This is a genomic window from Gilvibacter sp., assembly GCF_013214815.1.
In the GTDB taxonomy this organism is placed as follows: domain Bacteria; phylum Bacteroidota; class Bacteroidia; order Flavobacteriales; family Flavobacteriaceae; genus Gilvibacter.
This window is the reverse complement of sequence record NZ_JABSPU010000010.1, coordinates 1-17734: the sequence shown is the minus strand read 5'-3', so window position 1 is coordinate 17734 and position 17734 is coordinate 1. Positions and strand designations below refer to the sequence as shown.

The 17734-nt window shown below is 43.7% G+C and carries 19 protein-coding genes and 1 pseudogene; 10 read left to right on the top strand and 10 right to left on the bottom strand.

The window, feature by feature from the left end:
- Positions 1–14: 14 nt before the first annotated feature.
- Positions 15–746, bottom strand: coding sequence for a polyprenol monophosphomannose synthase (locus tag HRT75_RS03715; protein WP_291182817.1), 732 nt, complete (start codon positions 744–746; stop codon positions 15–17).
- Positions 747–847: 101 nt separating this feature from the next.
- Between HRT75_RS03715 and HRT75_RS03710 the strand changes: the two genes are divergently transcribed.
- Entirely contained in the window at positions 848–1507 is a 660-nt protein-coding gene (locus HRT75_RS03710; protein ID WP_291182815.1) for a DUF4271 domain-containing protein, read from the top strand.
- A 26-nt stretch (positions 1508–1533) separates the two neighbouring features.
- A complete protein-coding gene (locus HRT75_RS03705; protein ID WP_272831364.1) occupies positions 1534–2283 on the top strand; it encodes a uroporphyrinogen-III synthase in 750 nt (249 codons plus the stop codon).
- A gap of 47 nt (positions 2284–2330) precedes the next feature.
- On the opposite strand, the gene pckA is transcribed toward HRT75_RS03705, so the two are convergent.
- On the bottom strand, positions 2331–3938 hold the full coding sequence (gene pckA, locus HRT75_RS03700) for a phosphoenolpyruvate carboxykinase (ATP) (protein ID WP_291182811.1): 1608 nt from the start codon (positions 3936–3938) through the stop codon (positions 2331–2333).
- Positions 3939–4020: 82 nt separating this feature from the next.
- Positions 4021–4413: a DUF423 domain-containing protein gene (locus HRT75_RS03695; protein ID WP_291182809.1), complete on the bottom strand. Its 393-nt coding sequence runs from the start codon at positions 4411–4413 to the stop codon at positions 4021–4023.
- A gap of 59 nt (positions 4414–4472) precedes the next feature.
- Here HRT75_RS03695 and HRT75_RS03690 point away from each other — a divergent pair, with 59 nt between their 5' ends.
- Entirely contained in the window at positions 4473–5843 is a 1371-nt protein-coding gene (locus HRT75_RS03690) for a saccharopine dehydrogenase family protein (protein WP_291182807.1), read from the top strand.
- Here the strand turns inward: HRT75_RS03690 and HRT75_RS03685 are convergent.
- From HRT75_RS03685 to leuS, 3 genes are all read right to left on the bottom strand, one after another.
- Positions 5840–6532: a zinc metallopeptidase gene (locus HRT75_RS03685; RefSeq protein ID WP_291182805.1), complete on the bottom strand. Its 693-nt coding sequence runs from the start codon at positions 6530–6532 to the stop codon at positions 5840–5842. The genes HRT75_RS03690 and HRT75_RS03685 overlap by 4 nt on opposite strands.
- An 83-nt stretch (positions 6533–6615) precedes the next feature.
- Positions 6616–7140: a hypothetical protein gene (locus tag HRT75_RS03680; protein WP_291182803.1), complete on the bottom strand. Its 525-nt coding sequence runs from the start codon at positions 7138–7140 to the stop codon at positions 6616–6618.
- Positions 7140–9977, bottom strand: coding sequence for a leucine--tRNA ligase (gene leuS, locus HRT75_RS03675; RefSeq protein ID WP_291182801.1), 2838 nt, complete (start codon positions 9975–9977; stop codon positions 7140–7142). Before leuS ends, HRT75_RS03680 begins: the two co-directional genes overlap by 1 nt.
- Before the next feature lie 206 nt (positions 9978–10183).
- On the opposite strand from leuS, the gene HRT75_RS03670 reads away from it, so the two are divergent.
- The 6 genes from HRT75_RS03670 to HRT75_RS03645 are packed head-to-tail and all read left to right on the top strand — an operon-like array spanning position 10184 to position 13904.
- Positions 10184–11062 (top strand): permease-like cell division protein FtsX, encoded by an 879-nt coding sequence (locus HRT75_RS03670; protein ID WP_291182799.1) that lies wholly within the window; start codon positions 10184–10186, stop codon positions 11060–11062.
- A gap of 9 nt (positions 11063–11071) precedes the next feature.
- A complete protein-coding gene (locus tag HRT75_RS03665) occupies positions 11072–11428 on the top strand; it encodes a hypothetical protein (RefSeq protein WP_291182797.1) in 357 nt (118 codons plus the stop codon).
- Complete coding sequence (locus tag HRT75_RS03660; protein WP_291182794.1) at positions 11429–11686, top strand: DUF3098 domain-containing protein; 258 nt, start codon at positions 11429–11431, stop codon at positions 11684–11686.
- Positions 11687–11689: 3 nt separating this feature from the next.
- Positions 11690–12481, top strand: coding sequence for an undecaprenyl-diphosphate phosphatase (locus HRT75_RS03655; RefSeq protein ID WP_291182793.1), 792 nt, complete (start codon positions 11690–11692; stop codon positions 12479–12481).
- Between the two features lies 1 nt (position 12482).
- A complete protein-coding gene (gene truB / locus HRT75_RS03650) occupies positions 12483–13175 on the top strand; it encodes a tRNA pseudouridine(55) synthase TruB (protein ID WP_291182791.1) in 693 nt (230 codons plus the stop codon).
- A gap of 51 nt (positions 13176–13226) precedes the next feature.
- Positions 13227–13904 (top strand): energy transducer TonB, encoded by a 678-nt coding sequence (locus HRT75_RS03645; protein ID WP_291182789.1) that lies wholly within the window; start codon positions 13227–13229, stop codon positions 13902–13904.
- Here HRT75_RS03645 and HRT75_RS03640 read toward each other — a convergent pair.
- Complete coding sequence (locus tag HRT75_RS03640; RefSeq protein WP_291182786.1) at positions 13901–14515, bottom strand: thioredoxin family protein; 615 nt, start codon at positions 14513–14515, stop codon at positions 13901–13903. The two genes, HRT75_RS03645 and HRT75_RS03640, sit on opposite strands and share 4 nt — an antisense overlap.
- 74 nt (positions 14516–14589) lie before the next feature.
- Here HRT75_RS03640 and HRT75_RS03635 point away from each other — a divergent pair, with 74 nt between their 5' ends.
- A complete protein-coding gene (locus tag HRT75_RS03635; RefSeq protein ID WP_291182784.1) occupies positions 14590–15177 on the top strand; it encodes a DNA-3-methyladenine glycosylase I in 588 nt (195 codons plus the stop codon).
- On the opposite strand, the gene HRT75_RS03630 is transcribed toward HRT75_RS03635, so the two are convergent.
- From HRT75_RS03630 to HRT75_RS03620, 3 genes and pseudogenes are all read right to left on the bottom strand, one after another.
- Positions 15161–15520, bottom strand: coding sequence for a hypothetical protein (locus HRT75_RS03630; protein ID WP_291182782.1), 360 nt, complete (start codon positions 15518–15520; stop codon positions 15161–15163). The genes HRT75_RS03635 and HRT75_RS03630 overlap by 17 nt on opposite strands.
- Before the next feature lie 197 nt (positions 15521–15717).
- Positions 15718–17460 carry an agmatine deiminase family protein gene (locus HRT75_RS03625; protein ID WP_291182780.1) on the bottom strand — a complete coding sequence of 581 codons (1743 nt, stop codon included), beginning with the start codon at positions 17458–17460 and terminating at the stop codon, positions 15718–15720.
- Positions 17461–17515: 55 nt separating this feature from the next.
- Positions 17516–17734: pseudogene (locus HRT75_RS03620) on the bottom strand (leucyl/phenylalanyl-tRNA--protein transferase); the annotation flags it as partial.

Genomic DNA, 17734 nt, shown 5'->3' with positions numbered 1-17734 from the left:
TTACAGAGGGGCGACTAGAGCTCCAAACGTCCAAATAGGCGTTTGAGCCTCATTCCTATCACGCCAAATATGGCTTCGGATATGATTCCCTTACTCATCTTAGACTCCCCCTGAGTTCGGTCGGTAAAGATAACGGGAACCTCTGTGATTTTAAAATTTAATAAGTAGGCTTTGTACTTCATTTCTATCTGAAACGCATAGCCCACAAAGCGTATTTTGTCCAATTGTATTGCTTCCAAGACTTCACGCTTATAACACACAAATCCAGCAGTGGTATCGCAGACTTTCATTCGGGTAATGAATCGTACGTATTTAGAAGCAATCCAGCTTAAAAGCACCCGACTCATAGGCCAATTGACCACATTCACTCCCGTTTTATACCGAGATCCAACAGCTAGATCAGCACCCTGTTTAGCGCAGGCATTGTACAAGCGTAACAGATCATTGGGATTGTGGGAGAAATCGGCATCCATTTCAAAAATATACCCGTAATCACGAGACAACGCCCATGTAAAGCCGTGGATATAGGCTGTACCCAAACCTTGCTTTCCCTCGCGTTGCTCCAAGAATAACCGACCGGCATATTCCTTTTGCAGGTCCTTTACAATCTGAGCTGTTCCGTCAGGAGAATTATCATCTACCACCAATACGTCTAGTGCTCGCTGCAAGGAGAACACATTGCGCAGCAGGCGAGAGATATTCTCTGCCTCATTATAAGTGGGTATGACTACAAGTCCGTCTGACATGCCTGTTTTGAGGCAAATGTAGTTGTTTTCGACTAAAGAAATGTGAAGATTTTTGTAATTGATGAGTCCTATAAAAGCCGCATTTAACCTACCTTTAACTCGTGGAAATAAGCCAACTTAATCTTCGTGAAATCAATTCCGACACTTGGATCATCAGCCTGGTTGTCGGATGTTTGATCGTGATGTCGGTTGCAGCCTATAATTATCGTGAGAGTTTTAGAAGCTTCTTGCAATTGCCTTATACCAATAGATACTTCATTCTATCTGGGAAGCATCAAAATACGGCTAACCCTTTTAGTTTGCTTTTGTTTGTTGTTGGTTTGATTGGAGCAGGTTTGTTCTTGGCTTTATTAGCCGAAGGGATTCAGCCGCAAAAAACACTTGGAATTGCACTGTTTTTGCAAATGACAGCGGGAATCTTTGCCTTTTTTAGCGCCAAACTTATTTTGACACGATTGATCGGGATCGTTTTTAAACTTGAAAATTTGGTTCAGGCCTATGTTTTTGAAAAATTAAACTTCCTGAATCTGATTGGGCTTGGCCTTTTGCTGGCCAGTGTTGTATACTACTTTGGACCCTTAAAGAATCCTTGGGTCTTATATGTTGCCGGTGGTCTTGCCACACTGGGTTACCTCATGGGGCTGATTTACAGCTACAAAAACAACGAAAACCTTATTTTTCGCAATTTCTTCTATTTTATTTTATATCTTTGCGCACTTGAAATTTCACCCTTTATTCTGCTGTTTAAAGCGTTGAATTAAAGGGACGAAAAAGAAAAAACGGGGATATGAAAGTGAAAACAATTTTGGTGTCTCAACCAGAGCCTAAAGTGGAGAATTCTCCATACTTCAACTTGGTTGATAAGCACAAGGTTAAAATAGACTTTAGACCTTTTATCCACGTGGAAGGTGTATCTGCTAAAGATGTACGTTCCCAAAAGGTAGATCTTGCCAGTTACACTGCAATTATATTGACCAGCCGTAATGCGGTAGACCATTTCTTTAGAATTGCTGAAGAAATGCGCTTTAAAGTGCCAGACACTTTAAAATACTTCTGCCAGTCTGAAGCCGTTGCCTACTACCTTCAGAAATATGTTGTTTACCGCAAGCGTAAAATCTATGTCGGTAAAAGAACCTTTGCAGAATTGACTCCGCTGATCAAAAAGTATAAGAACGAATCTTTCCTCTTGCCTTCATCAGATATGTTGAAGCCTACGGTTCCTGCTTTGCTTAACGATCTTGGTGTGACCTGGAAGCAAGCGACTTTCTACAAAACCGTGGTGAGTGATCTTTCAGACCTGCGTAATGTATACTACGACATTTTAGTGTTCTTTAGTCCGAGTGGAATCAAGTCACTCTTTGAGAACTTCCCAGACTTTGAACAAAACGATACTCGTATTGCCGTATTTGGTAATACTACGGTGAAAGCGGCTTCAGAACGCGGATTGGACATTAACATCCAAGCGCCGACTCCAGAAACGCCTTCGATGACCATGGCGCTTGAAAAGTACATCGCCGAAGTCAACAAGAAGAAATAAAAAAAGCTCCGCAATTGCGGAGCTTTTTGTTTTATACAAGTCCTTGATTATTTCAAAGGACCTCCTGCTAGAATTTCTTCACTCGCCATATCTTCAAACTGTTTAAAGTTCTCTCTAAAGCTTGTGGTCAGTTTAGCTGCTGTTTTATAATAACCTTCATCATTGTTCCAAGTCTTACGCGGGCTTAACACCTCATCTGGAACATTTGGACAAGTTCTTGGCTGATGCACTCCAAATACCGAGTGAATGTGGTAGTTGTCCTTATTGGCCGCTTCTAGACTTCCATCCATAGCCGCAGTGATCATAGCACGGGTGTATTTAAGCTTCATACGCTTACCTACACCATAAGGTCCTCCGGTCCATCCTGTATTGACCAACCAAACATTTACACCTGCTTCTTGCATCTTCTTGCTCAGCATTTCTGCATACTTAGTTGGGTGCAATGGCATAAAAGGCGCTCCAAAACAAGCTGAGAAACTCGGTACCGGCTCATCAATTCCAGCTTCTGTACCAGCCACCTTTGCAGTGTATCCACTAATGAAGTGATAAGCCGCTTGGCCTGGGGTCAATTTAGAGATTGGAGGCAGCACACCAAAAGCATCTGCCGTTAAAAAGAAGATGTTCTTAGGATTCTTCCCAATAGAAGGCACCTGAATGTTCTCAATATGATAGATCGGGTAGCTTACACGTGTGTTCTGTGTGATTGAAGAGTCTGTGTAGTCCACAACTCCTTCATCATCCATGATCACGTTTTCTAAGATCGCTCCTTTTTTGATCGCGTCGTAGATCTCCGGCTCGCTTTCGCGAGACATATTGATCACCTTTGCATAGCAACCGCCCTCAAAGTTGAAAATGGTATTCTCTGCCGTCCAACCGTGCTCATCATCACCGATGAGCTTTCTGTTTGGATCTGCAGATAAAGTCGTTTTTCCGGTACCCGAAAGTCCAAAGAAAATAGAAGTATCTCCTTCTTTCCCTACGTTTGCCGAACAGTGCATAGGCAAGGTGTTCTCAAATACAGGCAATGTAAAATTCAACGAACTGAAAATACCTTTTTTGATCTCTCCAGTATAAGCAGTACCACCTACTATGGCGGTCTTTCTTGTAAAGTTTAAGATGGCAAAGTTATGCTGACGGGTTCCGTCCAGTTCTGCTTCTGCCATGAATCCAGGTGCATTAATCACCGTCCATTCTGGAGTGAATCCTTCTAGCTCGTCTGCCTCAGGACGTAAGAACATATTGTACACAAACATGTTGGACCAAGGATACTCATTGATCACACGGATGTCTGTTCGGTAGTTCGGATCTGCACAAGCATAACAATCACGCACATAGATCTCCTTGTCGCTCAAATAGGCTGCGAGCTTATCGTAGAGCGCATCAAACTTATCGGAATCAAAAGGAATATTTACAGGACCCCACCAGATCTTATCGCGGGTGATATCGTCCTTAACGATAAAACGGTCCATGGGGGACCGTCCTGTGAATTCTCCTGTATTTACCGCAAGTGCGCCGTTGTAGGCTTCGCGACCCATGCCCTTGGCAATGGTAATGTCGTGTAATTGTTCTGGCGTTAGTTGGTAGTTAACCTTCGCGTTCTTTATTCCGTAGTTGTCTAACGAAATCGTTTTCGTGGAAGGAGTGTTGTCGACCATTATTTTTAATTTATTAGATGTCTAATTCGATTACAAAAATAGAAATTAATGCGCAAACAAGGCACGAAATCTGCCTTTTTACTTAGGATTTACGCCATACCGCGAACAACAGTCGCAGCCAGCCGATGATTAACAAGGTGCCGCCCAAAGGCGTGATAAAGACCAAGGGGCCGGGCTTAAAATCCCAATATTCATTCATGGCTAGAATGTATAAGGATCCCGAGAAGAAAATAACCCCAATGACCCAAAGCCAATAAACCTGCTTTTGCGCTTTGGTATTATTAAGGGTCACTAAAGAAAGCCATAGCATCGCCAATCCTTGATAGACTTGATAACGAACACCAACCTCAAAATTCGCCAACTTTTCAGCAGAGAGCACAGCCTCAAGGGCATGGGCTCCAAAGGCACCTAAAACAATCGAAAGGGCGGTGAAGATTATTCCCGCGAGAGCAAAATTTTTGTGTTCAATGCGCATGAGCTAAGAGGTACAATTTGTATTTTCGCACCACTACGAAGGTACAAAATTAAGCCGCCATGCGTGAAATTTTAATTATTGGAGCTGGTCGTTCTGCCAGCAGTTTGATCAACTATTTGCTGGATAAATCAGCCTCAGAAAATTTAAGCATTACTATAGGCGATCAGTCTATTCAAGCGGCTCAGAAGTTTACCGAGGGGCATCCAAATGCTCGTGCAATCATGCTCGATGTCTTTAATGAAAAAGACCGCAGAACAGCTGTGGAAAGTGCTGATCTTGTGATTTCCATGTTGCCGGCTCGCTTCCATATTGAAGTAGCTAAAGACTGCTTGGAATTTGGAAAACATATGGTCACTGCATCTTATGTGAGTGATGAAATGTTGAGCTTAGACACCAAGGTAAAATCCAAAGGTTTGGTCTTTATGAATGAGATCGGATTGGACCCAGGGATTGATCATATGAGTGCCATGCAGGTCATTGATCGTATTAGAGATGGCGGTGGGAAGATGCTTTTGTTTGAATCCTTTACAGGTGGATTGATCGCCCCAGAGAGCGACAACAACCTTTGGCATTATAAATTCACCTGGAATCCGCGCAATGTGGTTGTAGCGGGTCAGGGAGGTGCTGCGGAGTTTATTCAGGAAGGCACTTATAAGTACATTCCTTACCACCGTTTATTCAGACGTACCGAATTCTTAGATATTGAAGGTTATGGGCGCTTTGAAGCTTATGCCAACCGAAATTCACTGAAGTATCGTGAGGCCTATGGTTTGGAAGACGTATTGACACTCTACCGAGGAACCATTAGACGTGTAGGCTATTCACGCGCTTGGAATATGTTTGTGCAGTTGGGTATGACAGACGATAGTTATCATTTGCAAAACACAGAGGATATGACCTATCGGGAATTCGTGAACTGTTTTCTACCCTATTCGCCTACTGATTCCGTGGAGCTCAAAATGCGTCACAATTTGAAAATTGATCAAGACGATGTGATGTGGGACAAACTCATGGAATTGGATCTTTTTAACAACGAAAAGACCATCGGCATGGAAAATGCTACTCCTGCACAGGCGCTTCAAAAGATCTTAATGGACAAATGGACCTTGGATGAAAATGACAAGGACATGATTGTGATGTACCACAAGTTTGGTTACGAACTCAATGGTAAACGCAAACAGATCGATTCCAATATGGTCATTATAGGAGAGGATACTGTAGAAACGGCCATGGCCAAAACAGTGGGACTGCCGGTAGCCATAGCCGCTTTAAAGATCTTAAATGGTGAGATCACCACTCCGGGAGTACAAATTCCTATCGCGAAGGAAGTCTATGAACCTATTCTAAAAGAACTGGAGGATTACGGGATCATCTTTAAGGACTACTTTGCCGATTATCTGGGATACAACCCGGACAATATCATCGGTTAGTCTCTACTTCCCATAAACATCATAATAAAGTATACCAAGGTCGCTAATGATCCAAGAGCAGCTACCACATAGGTGCGCGCAGCCCATTTCAAAGCGTCCTTAGAACCTGCGTATTCTTGCTGGGTTACCATGTTTTCACGTTCCAACCAAGCCAAAGCACGGTTTGAGGCGTCAAACTCAACAGGTAAGGTGATGAAAGCGAAAATTGTAGTTACCGCAAAGAGGCCAATTCCAATTCCAAAAACTGGCGTCCCTAATGCGTTCCCCATAGAAGCCAAAACAAGTCCCGCAATGATCACAATATTGGAAAGCTTACTGGCAATACCCACGGCAGGGACAATTTTAGAACGCATGGTTAGCCAAGAATAGGCTGTGGCGTGTTGCACAGCGTGACCCACTTCATGGGCAGCCACTGCCGCTGCAGCCGCATTGCGCTGACTGTATACCCCTTCACTGAGGTTTACCGTTTTCTTCATAGGATTGTAATGATCCGTTAGCATTCCGGGGGTAGAAATTACCTCAACATCTCGAATGCCGTGGTCATCGAGCATCTTTTGAGCGATCTCCGCTCCACTCATACCATTTTGCAAACGAACCTTAGAGTATTTCTTGAATTTGCTTTTGAGGGTGTTGCTCACATAGGCACTCACCAAGAAGATGATTCCACCCAATATATAGTATCCAAACATCTGTTGTCTTTTTTAACTATTTAAATATACAAAGAGACCGCAAAATGTCTGCCAAATAAAAAAGGGGAAATTTTGTCAGATTTTTAGTCGCGACGCGTCAGAAATGCTTTTTGCACTACGCGAATCGGATAGCTCTTCACTTCTGGGATGTCATCTGAAGTTCCTCCGGTCAAAACGGGAGCGGCGGTTTGAACCATAGTGATCTCAAAGATCATTCGACCATCGGTAAAGAACTCTTCCCGAGTGGTGATCAAATTGCCCTGTACTTCAAAGATGCTTGTCAGAGTCCAACCGCTTAGTCGAGCGTCCAAGATGATGTCATTCTGCTCATCTACCTGATACAAGCCCTTCTCTGCATTCACTGTTTTGAGCAAATATTGGCGCGCTGGCTGTCCTTGGTATCCCAATACGTAGTTATAAACGTCTTCTTGATCCGTGGCAGAGAGTTCAAAAGTCATGTCGATCTCTTGAACATTGGAACCATTATCAATGGTCAGCTTTCCCGTATATCGACCAAAAAAGTCGTCCGGAAATACCACAGAATCCGCAGACTGGTCTTGTCCAAAGGCTACAGCGCTAATAAGCAAAAAGAAATACAAGATTCTCATTATCCCACTATGTTAACGATCTTTCCAGGAACTACAATCACACGCTTAGGCGTACGCCCTTCCAGATACTGTTGTGTTTTTTCATCGGCCAATACGGTAGCTTCAATCTCTGCCTTGTCCATATCCATGGGCAATTCCATAGTAAAACGCATCTTTCCGTTAAAGGAAATAGGATACGCCTTAGTGCTCTCCACCAAATACTCTGGTTTGAACTCTGGATACTTGACTTTAGAAACTCCGCCTTGGTGACCTAATTTCTCCCAAAGCTCCTCTGCAATATGCGGCGCATAAGGCGAGATCAATACCACCAATGGTTCCAAAATTGCACGGCTGTTGCATTTAGAAGCGGTCAGCTCATTCACAGCGATCATAAAGGTAGAAACCGAAGTATTAAAGCTAAAGGCCTCAATATCTTCCGTTACCTTTTTGATGGTTTTATGCAAGGTCTTGAGCTGCTCTGCTGTTGGTTCTGCATCCGTTGCATTAAAACTGCCTTCTGGTCCACTATGGTATAGTTTCCAGAGCTTTTTCAAGAAGCTGTGCACTCCGGTGATTCCAGCAGTGTTCCATGGCTTAGCTTGTTCCAACGGACCTAAGAACATCTCATACATACGCAGGGTATCGGCTCCGTACTGTTCGCAAATATCGTCTGGGTTGACTACGTTGAACCAACGCTTGGACATTTTCTCTACTTCACGTCCAACCACATATTTACCGTCCTCTAACACAAATTCAGCATCTTGGAACTGCGGCTGCCACTTCTTCAAAGCTTCTACGTCCAATTCGTCTGAAGCATTCACAAGATTAACATCTACACGCAAGGCATCCGTATCGGCCTCTTTGGCCAAACCTGCAGACAAATAAGTGTTGGTTCCTTTCTTACGATAGACCAAAGCACTTGTTCCCAAGATCATCCCTTGATTGATCAGCTTTTTAAAAGGCTCATCTACTTTAATGAAACCGCGATCATATAAGAATTTCACCCAAAAACGACTGTAGAGCAAGTGACCTGTAGCATGCTCGCTCCCTCCAATGTAGAGGTCCACGTTTTTCCAATAGTCTAGTGCTTCTTCGCTGGCAAAGGCTCCTGAATTTTGAGCATCCATATAACGGAAGAAGTACCAGCTACTTCCTGCCCAACCAGGCATGGTATTCAATTCCAAAGGAAAGACCGTCATATGATCAACCTTGTCATTTGGAACTACGGTATTATTTTCTGTATCCCAAGCCCAGATGTCGGCACGGCCTAAGGGCGGATCTCCATCTTCTGTGGGTAAATATTTCTCAACCTCAGGCAATACGAGTGGCAAATGCTCACTTGGGATCATCTGTGGCAATCTTTTTACATAGTATACCGGGAATGGCTCACCCCAATAACGCTGTCTGGAGAAAACGGCATCACGCAAACGGTAATTCACCTTGCGTTTCCCGCTACCCAAAGCTTCCAGTTTTTCTATAACTGCATTAAAGGCTTCTTTGTAAGGCATCCCACTCACAAAGTCGCTATTGGCAATCACTGTAGCTTCTTTATCGGTATGTGCTTCTTCTGAGATGTCAACCCCCTCGAAGATATTGGTAATTGGGATATCAAAATGACGGGCAAAATCCCAATCGCGCTGGTCTCCACAAGGCACCGCCATAACCGCTCCAGTCCCGTAACCTGACAGAACGTAATCTCCAATCCAGATCGGAACTGGCTCCTCAGTCAACGGATGCTTGGCATAAGCTCCTGTGAACACACCAGTAATGTTTTTTACATCAGCCATGCGGTCGCGCTCTGAGCGCTTGGCAGTAGCCTCTATATATTCTGCAACAGCTTTGCGCTGCTGATGGGTGGTGATCTTTCCAACCAGATCATGCTCTGGTGCTAAGGTGACAAAAGTGGCTCCAAAAATGGTATCAGGACGCGTAGTAAAGACTTCAATAGGCGCATCGGCAATATTGACATCCTCGGAGATCACTTTAAAAATCACGGAAGCTCCAACCGATTTACCGATCCAATTGCGTTGCGATTCTTTAAGGGAATCCGTCCAATCAATGGTCTCCAATCCTTGCAACAAGCGTTCTGCATAGGCAGAGATACGCATACTCCATTGGAGCATCTTTTTACGGATCACCGGGAATCCGCCGCGTTCACTCACTCCGTTGACGATCTCATCATTGGCCAAAACAGTTCCTAAACCGGGACACCAGTTTACTTCGGTCTCTGCCAAATAGGCCAAACGGTACTGCAAAAGAACCTTTTGTTTACGCTCGTCGCTGTAGTTGTTCCAGGTCTCGGCCGTAAATGGCACCACTTCACTCTCACAACGAGCGTTGATTCCAGAATTTCCTTCTTCTTCAAATACTTTAACCAGTTCTGCAATACCATAAGCCTGCTCATGAGCCTCACAATACCAGCTTTCATATAACTGTTGGAAGATCCATTGGGTCCAACGGTAGTACTCCGGATCTGAAGTGCGTACCTCTCGGGACCAATCAAAAGAAAAGCCCATTTTGTCCAATTGCTCGCGGTAACGCGCAATATTGTCCTTGGTAGTTATTGCGGGATGTTGCCCAGTCTGGATGGCGTATTGTTCTGCTGGCAATCCGAAGGAATCATATCCTTGAGGATGCAAGACATTGAAACCTTGGTGTCTTTTATAACGCGAGTAGATATCACTGGCAATATAACCCAGCGGGTGTCCTACGTGAAGTCCCGCCCCAGAAGGGTAAGGAAACATATCCAAAACATAGTATTTGGGATCTTCTGAATTATTAGAAGCCTTAAAGGACTGCTCGGTGGCCCAATAGTCTTGCCATTTTTTCTCAATAGCATTAAAATGATAACTGCTCATTGCCTGATTCTGTGGACTGATTTGTATTCTGAACGTTGTGTAAACAACAGCCGCAAAGGTAAAAATTATTGTGCCAATAGGCTATAGCGGGTGAGCAACAATATTGCGCTTTTTGAAAATTAAACAGACGAAAATCAATTCTTTGGACGTTATTAAGGCACAACACAAAAAAGGGTGTATTTTTATCCTTGCAAAGCCGATCATTTATGAGTTCCAAGTACGAAAAGTTTCAAAAAAGACGTCTGATCTCCTCCTACTTCTCTGTGGTTTTGAGTATCACCTTGGTACTTTTCCTTTTGGGCATGTTGGGATTGATCGTTTTGAATTCGAAGCAAGTCGGCGATTACTTTAAGGAACAGATTCCTTTCTCGGTTTATTTAAAGGACGACGCCAAAGAAGCTGATGTGACTCAGCTCCGCCAAGGTTTGGCTATGGCAGATTACGTAAAATCAGCCACCTATGTTTCCAAGCAACAAGCAGCCGAGGCCCACTCCGAAGCCATTGGAGAAGACTTTATGGACTATTTGGGATACAACCCTTTACAGAACAGTATTGATGTATATCTGAATGCGGATTATGTAACCGCAGACACTTTTGAAGAGATCACCAACGAACTTTTGGACAAGCCTTTTGTAGAAGAGGTGGAATACGATAAACCCTTAGTGGAAAAACTGGAGAGCAATGTAAAACGAATCAGTTTGTGGATGCTGGTCATTACTGGAATCTTCTTAGTTATTGCCGTTCTGCTGATCAACAGTTCCATTAGACTCTCTGTTTACGCCAAGCGCTTTACCATTAAAACCATGCAAATGGTGGGAGCAACAAAGGCTTTTATTCGCCGCCCGTTCATTTGGCAAAACATAAAACTGGGACTGCTCAGCGCGCTTTTGGCCATGGGAGGCATGGTTGGAGTACTGTACTATTTACAGAAGAGTTTTGCAGAGCTGAACCTCTTGGATGACAAGGTTCTGCTGGGTGGATTATTTGCCGGTGTACTGCTCTTTGGGTTCTTGATCTCCTGGGCCAGCACCTATTTTGCAACGCAACGCTTTTTGAATTTACGCATCGATGAGTTATACAATTAACTTTTTGAAATGCGAAAGACCTTACTGATACTGCTCGGATTCTTTGCCCTTTTGATCCTCTTGGGCTATTTGGCTTTAAAATTATTTGTGATTGAAGACACCCAGCCTGAAGACTGCGTGGTTAAAGAAATAAAGATCACCGCTATTGATGAGGGCAGCAGTTACGACATTTTCTTTACAGCGGACAATGGTGAGCGATACTACATCAATCGCGGGCTGGAACAGGGTTTGACGTTAAATTCTTTGAAAAAGATGGCCTTGAATCGGACCGCTAGCGTACATTTAGCTAAATTTGCCGTAGGTGTATCCAATCATATTGCGCAATTGCAGGTTGGAGACTCTATTATTTTTACCGAATTCGATTAGATGGGAGAACAAAAACGAAAACAACAGTCCAAGCCTCAGTTTGTGTTTAACAAGAAGAACTATCGCTTCATGCTGATCGGTCTTGCCTGTATTGCCTTAGGATTTATTCTAATGGCCGGCGGAGGTAGTGAAGACCCAAACGTTTTTAATCCAGATATCTACCACTGGCGCCGCATTCGTTTGGCACCGTTTTTAGTCCTGGTAGGCTTCGGAATAGAGGTTTACGCCATCTTACTCAAAACAGACAAGAAGCAATAGACCATGGAGCTTCTCGATGCGATACTTCTGGGAATAATTCAAGGATTTACAGAATTTCTACCCGTTTCTTCTAGCGGACATTTAGAGTTAGGGAAAGCCATTCTTGGTGGTAATGCCGTTCCAGAGGAGAGCCTCCTTTTTACAGTGGTACTTCATTTTGCTACAGCCCTGAGTACCATTGTTGTGTTTAGAAAAGACATTTTAGAGATCATTAAAGGCTTGTTGAGTTTTAAGTGGAACGAGCAGACTCAGTTTTCTTTAAAAATTGTGATCTCCATGATCCCAGCGGCTTTGATCGGGTTTTTCTTTGAGTCCGAGCTGGAAGCCTTCTTTAGCGGAAGTATTGCTTTTGTAGGCGCCATGTTAATCTGTACGGCAGCCCTTCTTTGGTTGGCTGACAGAGCCAAGAACACCCTAAAGCCGGTTTCTTACAGCAACGCCTTCGTAATTGGAGTGGCCCAAGCTGTGGCTATGTTGCCGGGAATATCTCGATCTGGCTCTACGATTGCAACCTCGGTTCTTCTTGGAAACGATAAAGGAAAGGCGGCGCGCTTTTCATTTTTGATGGTGATCCCGTTGATCTTTGGAAAGATCGCCAAGGACATCCTGGACGGTGCTTTAAGCAGTCCAGATACACCGATAATACCGCTTAGTGCTGGATTCATTACAGCCTTTATTTGCGGGATCATTGCTTGTACTTGGATGATCCAATTGGTCAAAAAATCCAAGCTCTCCTATTTTGCAATCTACTGCTTGATCGTGGGCCTTATTGCCATAGCGGTAAGCTACTTCTAAGATGACAGGACAAGACTTTTTAGACGGACAATTATTGCTTATTGACAAGCCTTTGGAGTGGAGCTCCTTTCAGGCCGTCAATAAGGTTCGCTGGCTCATCAAGAAACAATTCGGGTTTAAAAAAATCAAAGTGGGACATGCGGGAACGCTAGACCCATTGGCCACGGGGTTGCTATTGATCTGCACCGGAAAGTTCACCAAACGCATCAACGAATTTCAGGCACAGCACAAAGAATACACAGGAACTTTTACCTTAGGAGCCACGCGTCCTAGTTTTGATATGGAGACTGAGATCGATCAAGAGTTTGACCTCAGCGGATTGACTGCCACTGCTATTGAAGAGGCCACAAAACAATTTCAAGGCGAGATCACTCAATACCCACCGATCTTCTCCGCAGTAAAACAAGACGGAAAACGCCTTTATGAATTGGCGCGCAAAGGACAACAGACCGAGATCAAATCCCGACAGGTAAACATTTTAAAGTTTGAACTCACGCGTATAGAACTGCCCGAGGTTGACTTTCTAGTAGCCTGCAGCAAAGGAACCTATATCCGCTCCTTGGCCAATGACTTTGGAAAAGCCTTGGATAACGGCGCCTATCTTTCTGCCCTTAGACGCACTAAAATTGGTGACTACAGCGTTGAAGATGCAATGGATATAACCACTTTCGAGACCTTCATAAAAGGCTTGTAATTAGGTTTTTATCCTGATTTGAACGTATATTAGCACGAGTAATTCAGCCCCATGAAATTCAATGCCTCCATAAAAGCATTCATTTTGTCATTTCTCATCACTGGGAATTTGGCCTTACTGCTTTGGGGATACCAGATCGGCAAAAGGGAAACGGTAGAAACAGAAACTGAGTACGACATTGAAGTACTCGCAGACCTGCTCGAAGAAGAACTCCAAGAAGAGTTAGCCCAAAGCAGCTCACAAACCACCACACACAAAGCCTTTAACGAAACTCGCAAGGAACTCACTGCGCTGAACAATGAGAGTCAAGAAGATCAAGACGACTTTGATCAAAGGCTTAAGGCCTTAGATGAAGCCATTAAGGATGTTGAAACGGCTAAGGACAATCCAAGCATTGACAAAGCAGACCCTTATGAAGCGCCAGAACAGAAAGCTGTTGATGGCAATGACAGCAATACCAGTATACGCTATCGCTTAGTGGATAGAAGTGCAAACTATGTCCCGAATCCAGTCTATACCTGTGCGGGTTCAGGAACGGTGGTAGTTAATATTACCGTAAACAATCAAGGCCGTGTGATCGACCAGGAGATCAACCAAAACTCAAGTACCACTACAGACGGTTGTCTTTGGGATGCAGCTTTGGAATACGCCTCTCAAACGCGCTTTTCCAAAGCACAACGCGCTTCTCAATTGGGAAGTATTACCTACTATTTTCCCGGACAGGGTTAGAGCAATTCTAAGAGGTCGGCAGCAATAGCCTTTCCTTTATCCTTATTGTACCAAACCTGAAGATCTTGTTTAAACTCTGGTGTGAGTTTTCCGTGTTCTGCCTTATAGGTATTCACCATAGCAGTGGCTGGAGTAGGTCTAGGCCCCCAAGTCCCAACGACGGTTTCTTGCTCGGGATCAAAAGCAATCAGCTTTGGAATAGAACGAGCTCCATTGGTCAAAAAGGCATCCATAAGCGGCAAATTCTCATCGCGTAATAAGACCTTAAACTCAATATTAGGATTGGTCTGAGCAAAGGCATCCATGATAGGGGTAGCGTGGGCAGCATCACCACACCAGCTTTCCGTAAGAACTAACCAAGTCAAAGCTTGTTTGCGATTAGCGATGGCCTCTTGAGCGGCAGGGTCTAATTTGAAGGTCTTGGCCCAACGTTTCATTCGGCGTTGATTCAGTAAGGTATACTGCGCCAAAGCTTCTGTCACTTCAGGACCAGTGTTTGATCCTTCAGCAGCGTGTTTATCAACCAGTTCTTTATATTCTTGATAAGACATGGCCTCTTGAAGACCTTCTTTGATCAAATTTAGTGTTGGGGTTTCCATAATTGTTTCCATAGCCTTTAAGACGCAAATAAAACAAAAAACTTACTACCTTGAAGCTGCATTGGAAATTCCTTAATTATTGCCGCATGGATAAAATCAATAGGTGTTCTTGGTGTGGAGATGATCCGCTTTATGTCGACTATCACGATAAAGAATGGGGCACCCCTGTTTATGACGACCCCACCTTGTTTGAATTTCTGATCTTGGAGACCTTCCAAGCCGGATTGAGTTGGATCACTGTTTTACGCAAGCGCGAAAATTTCAGACGGGCTTTTGACAATTTTGATTACAAAAAGATTGCGCAATACGAGGAGGCCAAGATTCAAGAACTATTACTGGACTCTGGTATCATCCGCAATAAATTGAAAGTTCGAGCTACGGTCAGTAACGCTCAGGCTTTTATGAAAGTACAGGAGGAGTTCGGAAGTTTTAGCAAATACATTTGGGGGTTTACTGGAGGCAAACCGATAGTAAACAGCTTTGAAAAATTGAGTCAGGTTCCCGCAAACACACCTCTCAGCGATAAAATAAGTAAGGATCTAAAGAAACGCGGATTTAAATTTGTGGGCACCACTGTAGTTTATGCCCATATGCAAGCCACTGGTATGGTCAATGACCACATCACTTCTTGTTTCCGGTATAAAGAGTTGTTAGAACTTAGTCCTGATCTTTGAGTTGATCGTACTGGGCTTTGTAAGTTTGCGCCAAATCAAATTCCTCTAAGGCCTCAAGAGTCTCCGCATAACGCAAATATTCTATCGTTTCTGGAGCTTCATCCATCTCAAAAAGTTTGGAATACCATTTTTTGGCCTCGTCAAATTTCTGTTCCAAATAACGTCCATTAGCTAATTTACGGTACACCTGGGCAGAATGATAACCCTGAGCCACTACGTCCTCATAGACAGCTAAAACATCAATCTGTACATTTGAATTTACGGCAAGAGCGCGGTCGCCGGTTTGAGCCGCTCCACTGAAAGCCATCAGGGAGAGGGCTAGAATACACAAGTACTTTTGCATCGGGGATGAATTTTAAACAAAATTCCAGCGTCCATTTCAGAGAGCCGTTACAAAACGTTAATTGAGAAGTATTGTAGGAATTTTCTGCAATATATGAATTTTATTCAAAAATCCTAGGGGTACCTGCCTGCTATTAATTACGGGAAAACCGTAGGCCCTGAGTGTAATGCAAAGGGCCTCAACGGTTAAAAAGTACGTTATTGCTTAATGAGCTTACGTTGTACAGAACCAAAATCGCCTCTAAAACTAACGATCAATGTTCCGCTCCAAATTGGGTTTAGATCCAACTGAATCACACCGTTGCTATTTTGCACCTGAGTTGTATACAAACGTTGTCCGTAAATATTGTGGATCTCTACAGTCAAAGGACCACCAATATTGTTCAGTCTGAAGTTCACACGATCATCCGCAGGATTCGGGTAAGGCCCAATAATGTTGTTCTCTGCCCATTCTGCAGAAGACAAGGTGCTAACGTCAATAGTCCAATATCCTTCTGGTGCCACGATAGGTCGTGTAATTTCCTTTCCAGAATTGGCTTCTGCCCAAATGTAATATTCTATATCCAAGTCTGATGGAATGGTCAAACTCGCTGTCCAATCGTCTCCGCCAGCAGAAGTCATATCGATCTCGTTATAAGATCCGGCACCCACTTCTCTCCAAAATAACTTGGCTTGACTCACTCCGGAGTTGTGCTTGATCATAGCATCAAAACTCACGTTAAGACCTTCTGTAGCTTCTGCAACAGGTTGGTGAACAATCCATAACGGATCAGAAACACCAATAGAATGCGTAATACAGTGAATAGCTCCAAAAAGTGCGATCAAGTTCTCTCCCCCATTATCTACGTCAATTCCAACAACGTTATAACCGGGAAGCAGTTCCTGATACTTAGCCAAAGCCGGCCCATCTACTTCTGGGCGGTAGGTCGGTACCAAAACAGTTCCATTCACAAATACAGAGTTAGAATAAGTTCGGTAATAGCCACCAGTATCTGGGTAGTTCCCACCAACACTCGGCGGAGCATCTATCCACTCTACCTTGTAAGGGGTGCCAAATGGCGAGTTGAAATTGCTTAATACATATTCAATATTCTCTTCAATCTGCGGTCCGTCTGCCACGCCTTCTGGGTATTTGCTCACCAATAGAGTTTCTTCATCCAGCAGCTTCATATGCATATCAATGTGATGGATCAGGTCATACTGAAGTTTCTCCATTTTGATGTAATTGGAGATACCCATATAGTTCAACATGATATCATCAATCTGAGCCTCAGTTTTGGCGCTTACTCCATAAGGATTTCCTGGCTCGTTCTCTTCCAAGATCAAATCAGAAGCAAATCCATTTCCAAGACCATCACTCATGAAGTTTCCTCCGGTGTTGACCAAATCATTGGTTCCTGAGTCGGTGATGTAAATAGGACTCCCAATATAACTGGCATGCGCAGATGGGATCACATTATCCAAGGGACGTGGTCTGTTGTAGATCCAATCCACAAGGGCGCGTTCTCCAACGTCATCTGTGTATACGGTGTTTCCAGCATAATCACGGATCCAAATAGAGTTCCATGGCTCATCCAAGAAAATCACATTGTCTAACGGAACGCCATTAGAAGACAAATATGAGGATACCGAAGTCTCGTTTTGAGTTACAATGATCACTTTGGCTTCTTCTACGGCCGCAGCAACGATCTGTCTTAGGATATTCGGAAAAGCCGGTTCCCAGGTAACTACTAGGTACTCCACTTCCTCCCATTCGGCCATGGTCCTTACTGAACTTGTTGGTGGCGGAGTAGGAATCGCACTGGTAAAGGTCATTTCACTGACCAATAGAGATTCTGATTCTGTAGTGTAATTTGGTATAGGTCCATCGGACTGAGAAAGACCGAGAAATGGCATCAAACCTAAGGCCAATAAGGCCAGGCTTTTTTTGATTGGGGTCATAGCTTTTGGTTTTAGTAGGACTCGAATATACTGATTTTCAGCGGAAAATTGAGAATTAGACCGGTTTCAAATACTCTAAAAAGGCATTTCGCGCTATTTCTTTAGCCCCTAAACTGGCCAAGTGATCGGTATACATTTGGCAATCAATGAGCTTATAATTCTTTGCGATTAGTTGATCCACCAAAAAACTGAATCCAACCTTGGAGGCATCAGAAACGGTAGAAAACATACTTTCTCCACAGAAGACCTTAAACTCAGGTAGATCAATTCCGTA

Excerpts from the sequence above, each read along its gene's own strand:
- leuS (WP_291182801.1), bottom strand. The coding sequence starts at position 9,977 with ATGAGCAGTTATCATTTTAATGCTATTGAGAAAAAATGGCAAGACTAT.
- HRT75_RS03665 (WP_291182797.1), top strand. The coding sequence starts at position 11,072 with ATGCGAAAGACCTTACTGATACTGCTCGGATTCTTTGCCCTTTTGATC.
- HRT75_RS03630 (WP_291182782.1), bottom strand. The coding sequence starts at position 15,520 with ATGCAAAAGTACTTGTGTATTCTAGCCCTCTCCCTGATGGCTTTCAGT.
- pckA (WP_291182811.1), bottom strand. The coding sequence starts at position 3,938 with ATGGTCGACAACACTCCTTCCACGAAAACGATTTCGTTAGACAACTAC.
- HRT75_RS03715 (WP_291182817.1), bottom strand. The coding sequence starts at position 746 with ATGTCAGACGGACTTGTAGTCATACCCACTTATAATGAGGCAGAGAAT.
- HRT75_RS03695 (WP_291182809.1), bottom strand. The coding sequence starts at position 4,413 with ATGCGCATTGAACACAAAAATTTTGCTCTCGCGGGAATAATCTTCACC.
- HRT75_RS03705 (WP_272831364.1), top strand. The coding sequence starts at position 1,534 with ATGAAAGTGAAAACAATTTTGGTGTCTCAACCAGAGCCTAAAGTGGAG.
- HRT75_RS03635 (WP_291182784.1), top strand. The coding sequence starts at position 14,590 with ATGGATAAAATCAATAGGTGTTCTTGGTGTGGAGATGATCCGCTTTAT.
- HRT75_RS03645 (WP_291182789.1), top strand. The coding sequence starts at position 13,227 with ATGAAATTCAATGCCTCCATAAAAGCATTCATTTTGTCATTTCTCATC.
- HRT75_RS03685 (WP_291182805.1), bottom strand. The coding sequence starts at position 6,532 with ATGTTTGGATACTATATATTGGGTGGAATCATCTTCTTGGTGAGTGCC.
- HRT75_RS03625 (WP_291182780.1), bottom strand. The coding sequence starts at position 17,460 with ATGACCCCAATCAAAAAAAGCCTGGCCTTATTGGCCTTAGGTTTGATG.
- HRT75_RS03670 (WP_291182799.1), top strand. The coding sequence starts at position 10,184 with ATGAGTTCCAAGTACGAAAAGTTTCAAAAAAGACGTCTGATCTCCTCC.
- HRT75_RS03655 (WP_291182793.1), top strand. The coding sequence starts at position 11,690 with ATGGAGCTTCTCGATGCGATACTTCTGGGAATAATTCAAGGATTTACA.
- truB (WP_291182791.1), top strand. The coding sequence starts at position 12,483 with ATGACAGGACAAGACTTTTTAGACGGACAATTATTGCTTATTGACAAG.
- HRT75_RS03680 (WP_291182803.1), bottom strand. The coding sequence starts at position 7,140 with ATGAGAATCTTGTATTTCTTTTTGCTTATTAGCGCTGTAGCCTTTGGA.
- HRT75_RS03690 (WP_291182807.1), top strand. The coding sequence starts at position 4,473 with ATGCGTGAAATTTTAATTATTGGAGCTGGTCGTTCTGCCAGCAGTTTG.
- HRT75_RS03640 (WP_291182786.1), bottom strand. The coding sequence starts at position 14,515 with ATGGAAACAATTATGGAAACCCCAACACTAAATTTGATCAAAGAAGGT.
- HRT75_RS03660 (WP_291182794.1), top strand. The coding sequence starts at position 11,429 with ATGGGAGAACAAAAACGAAAACAACAGTCCAAGCCTCAGTTTGTGTTT.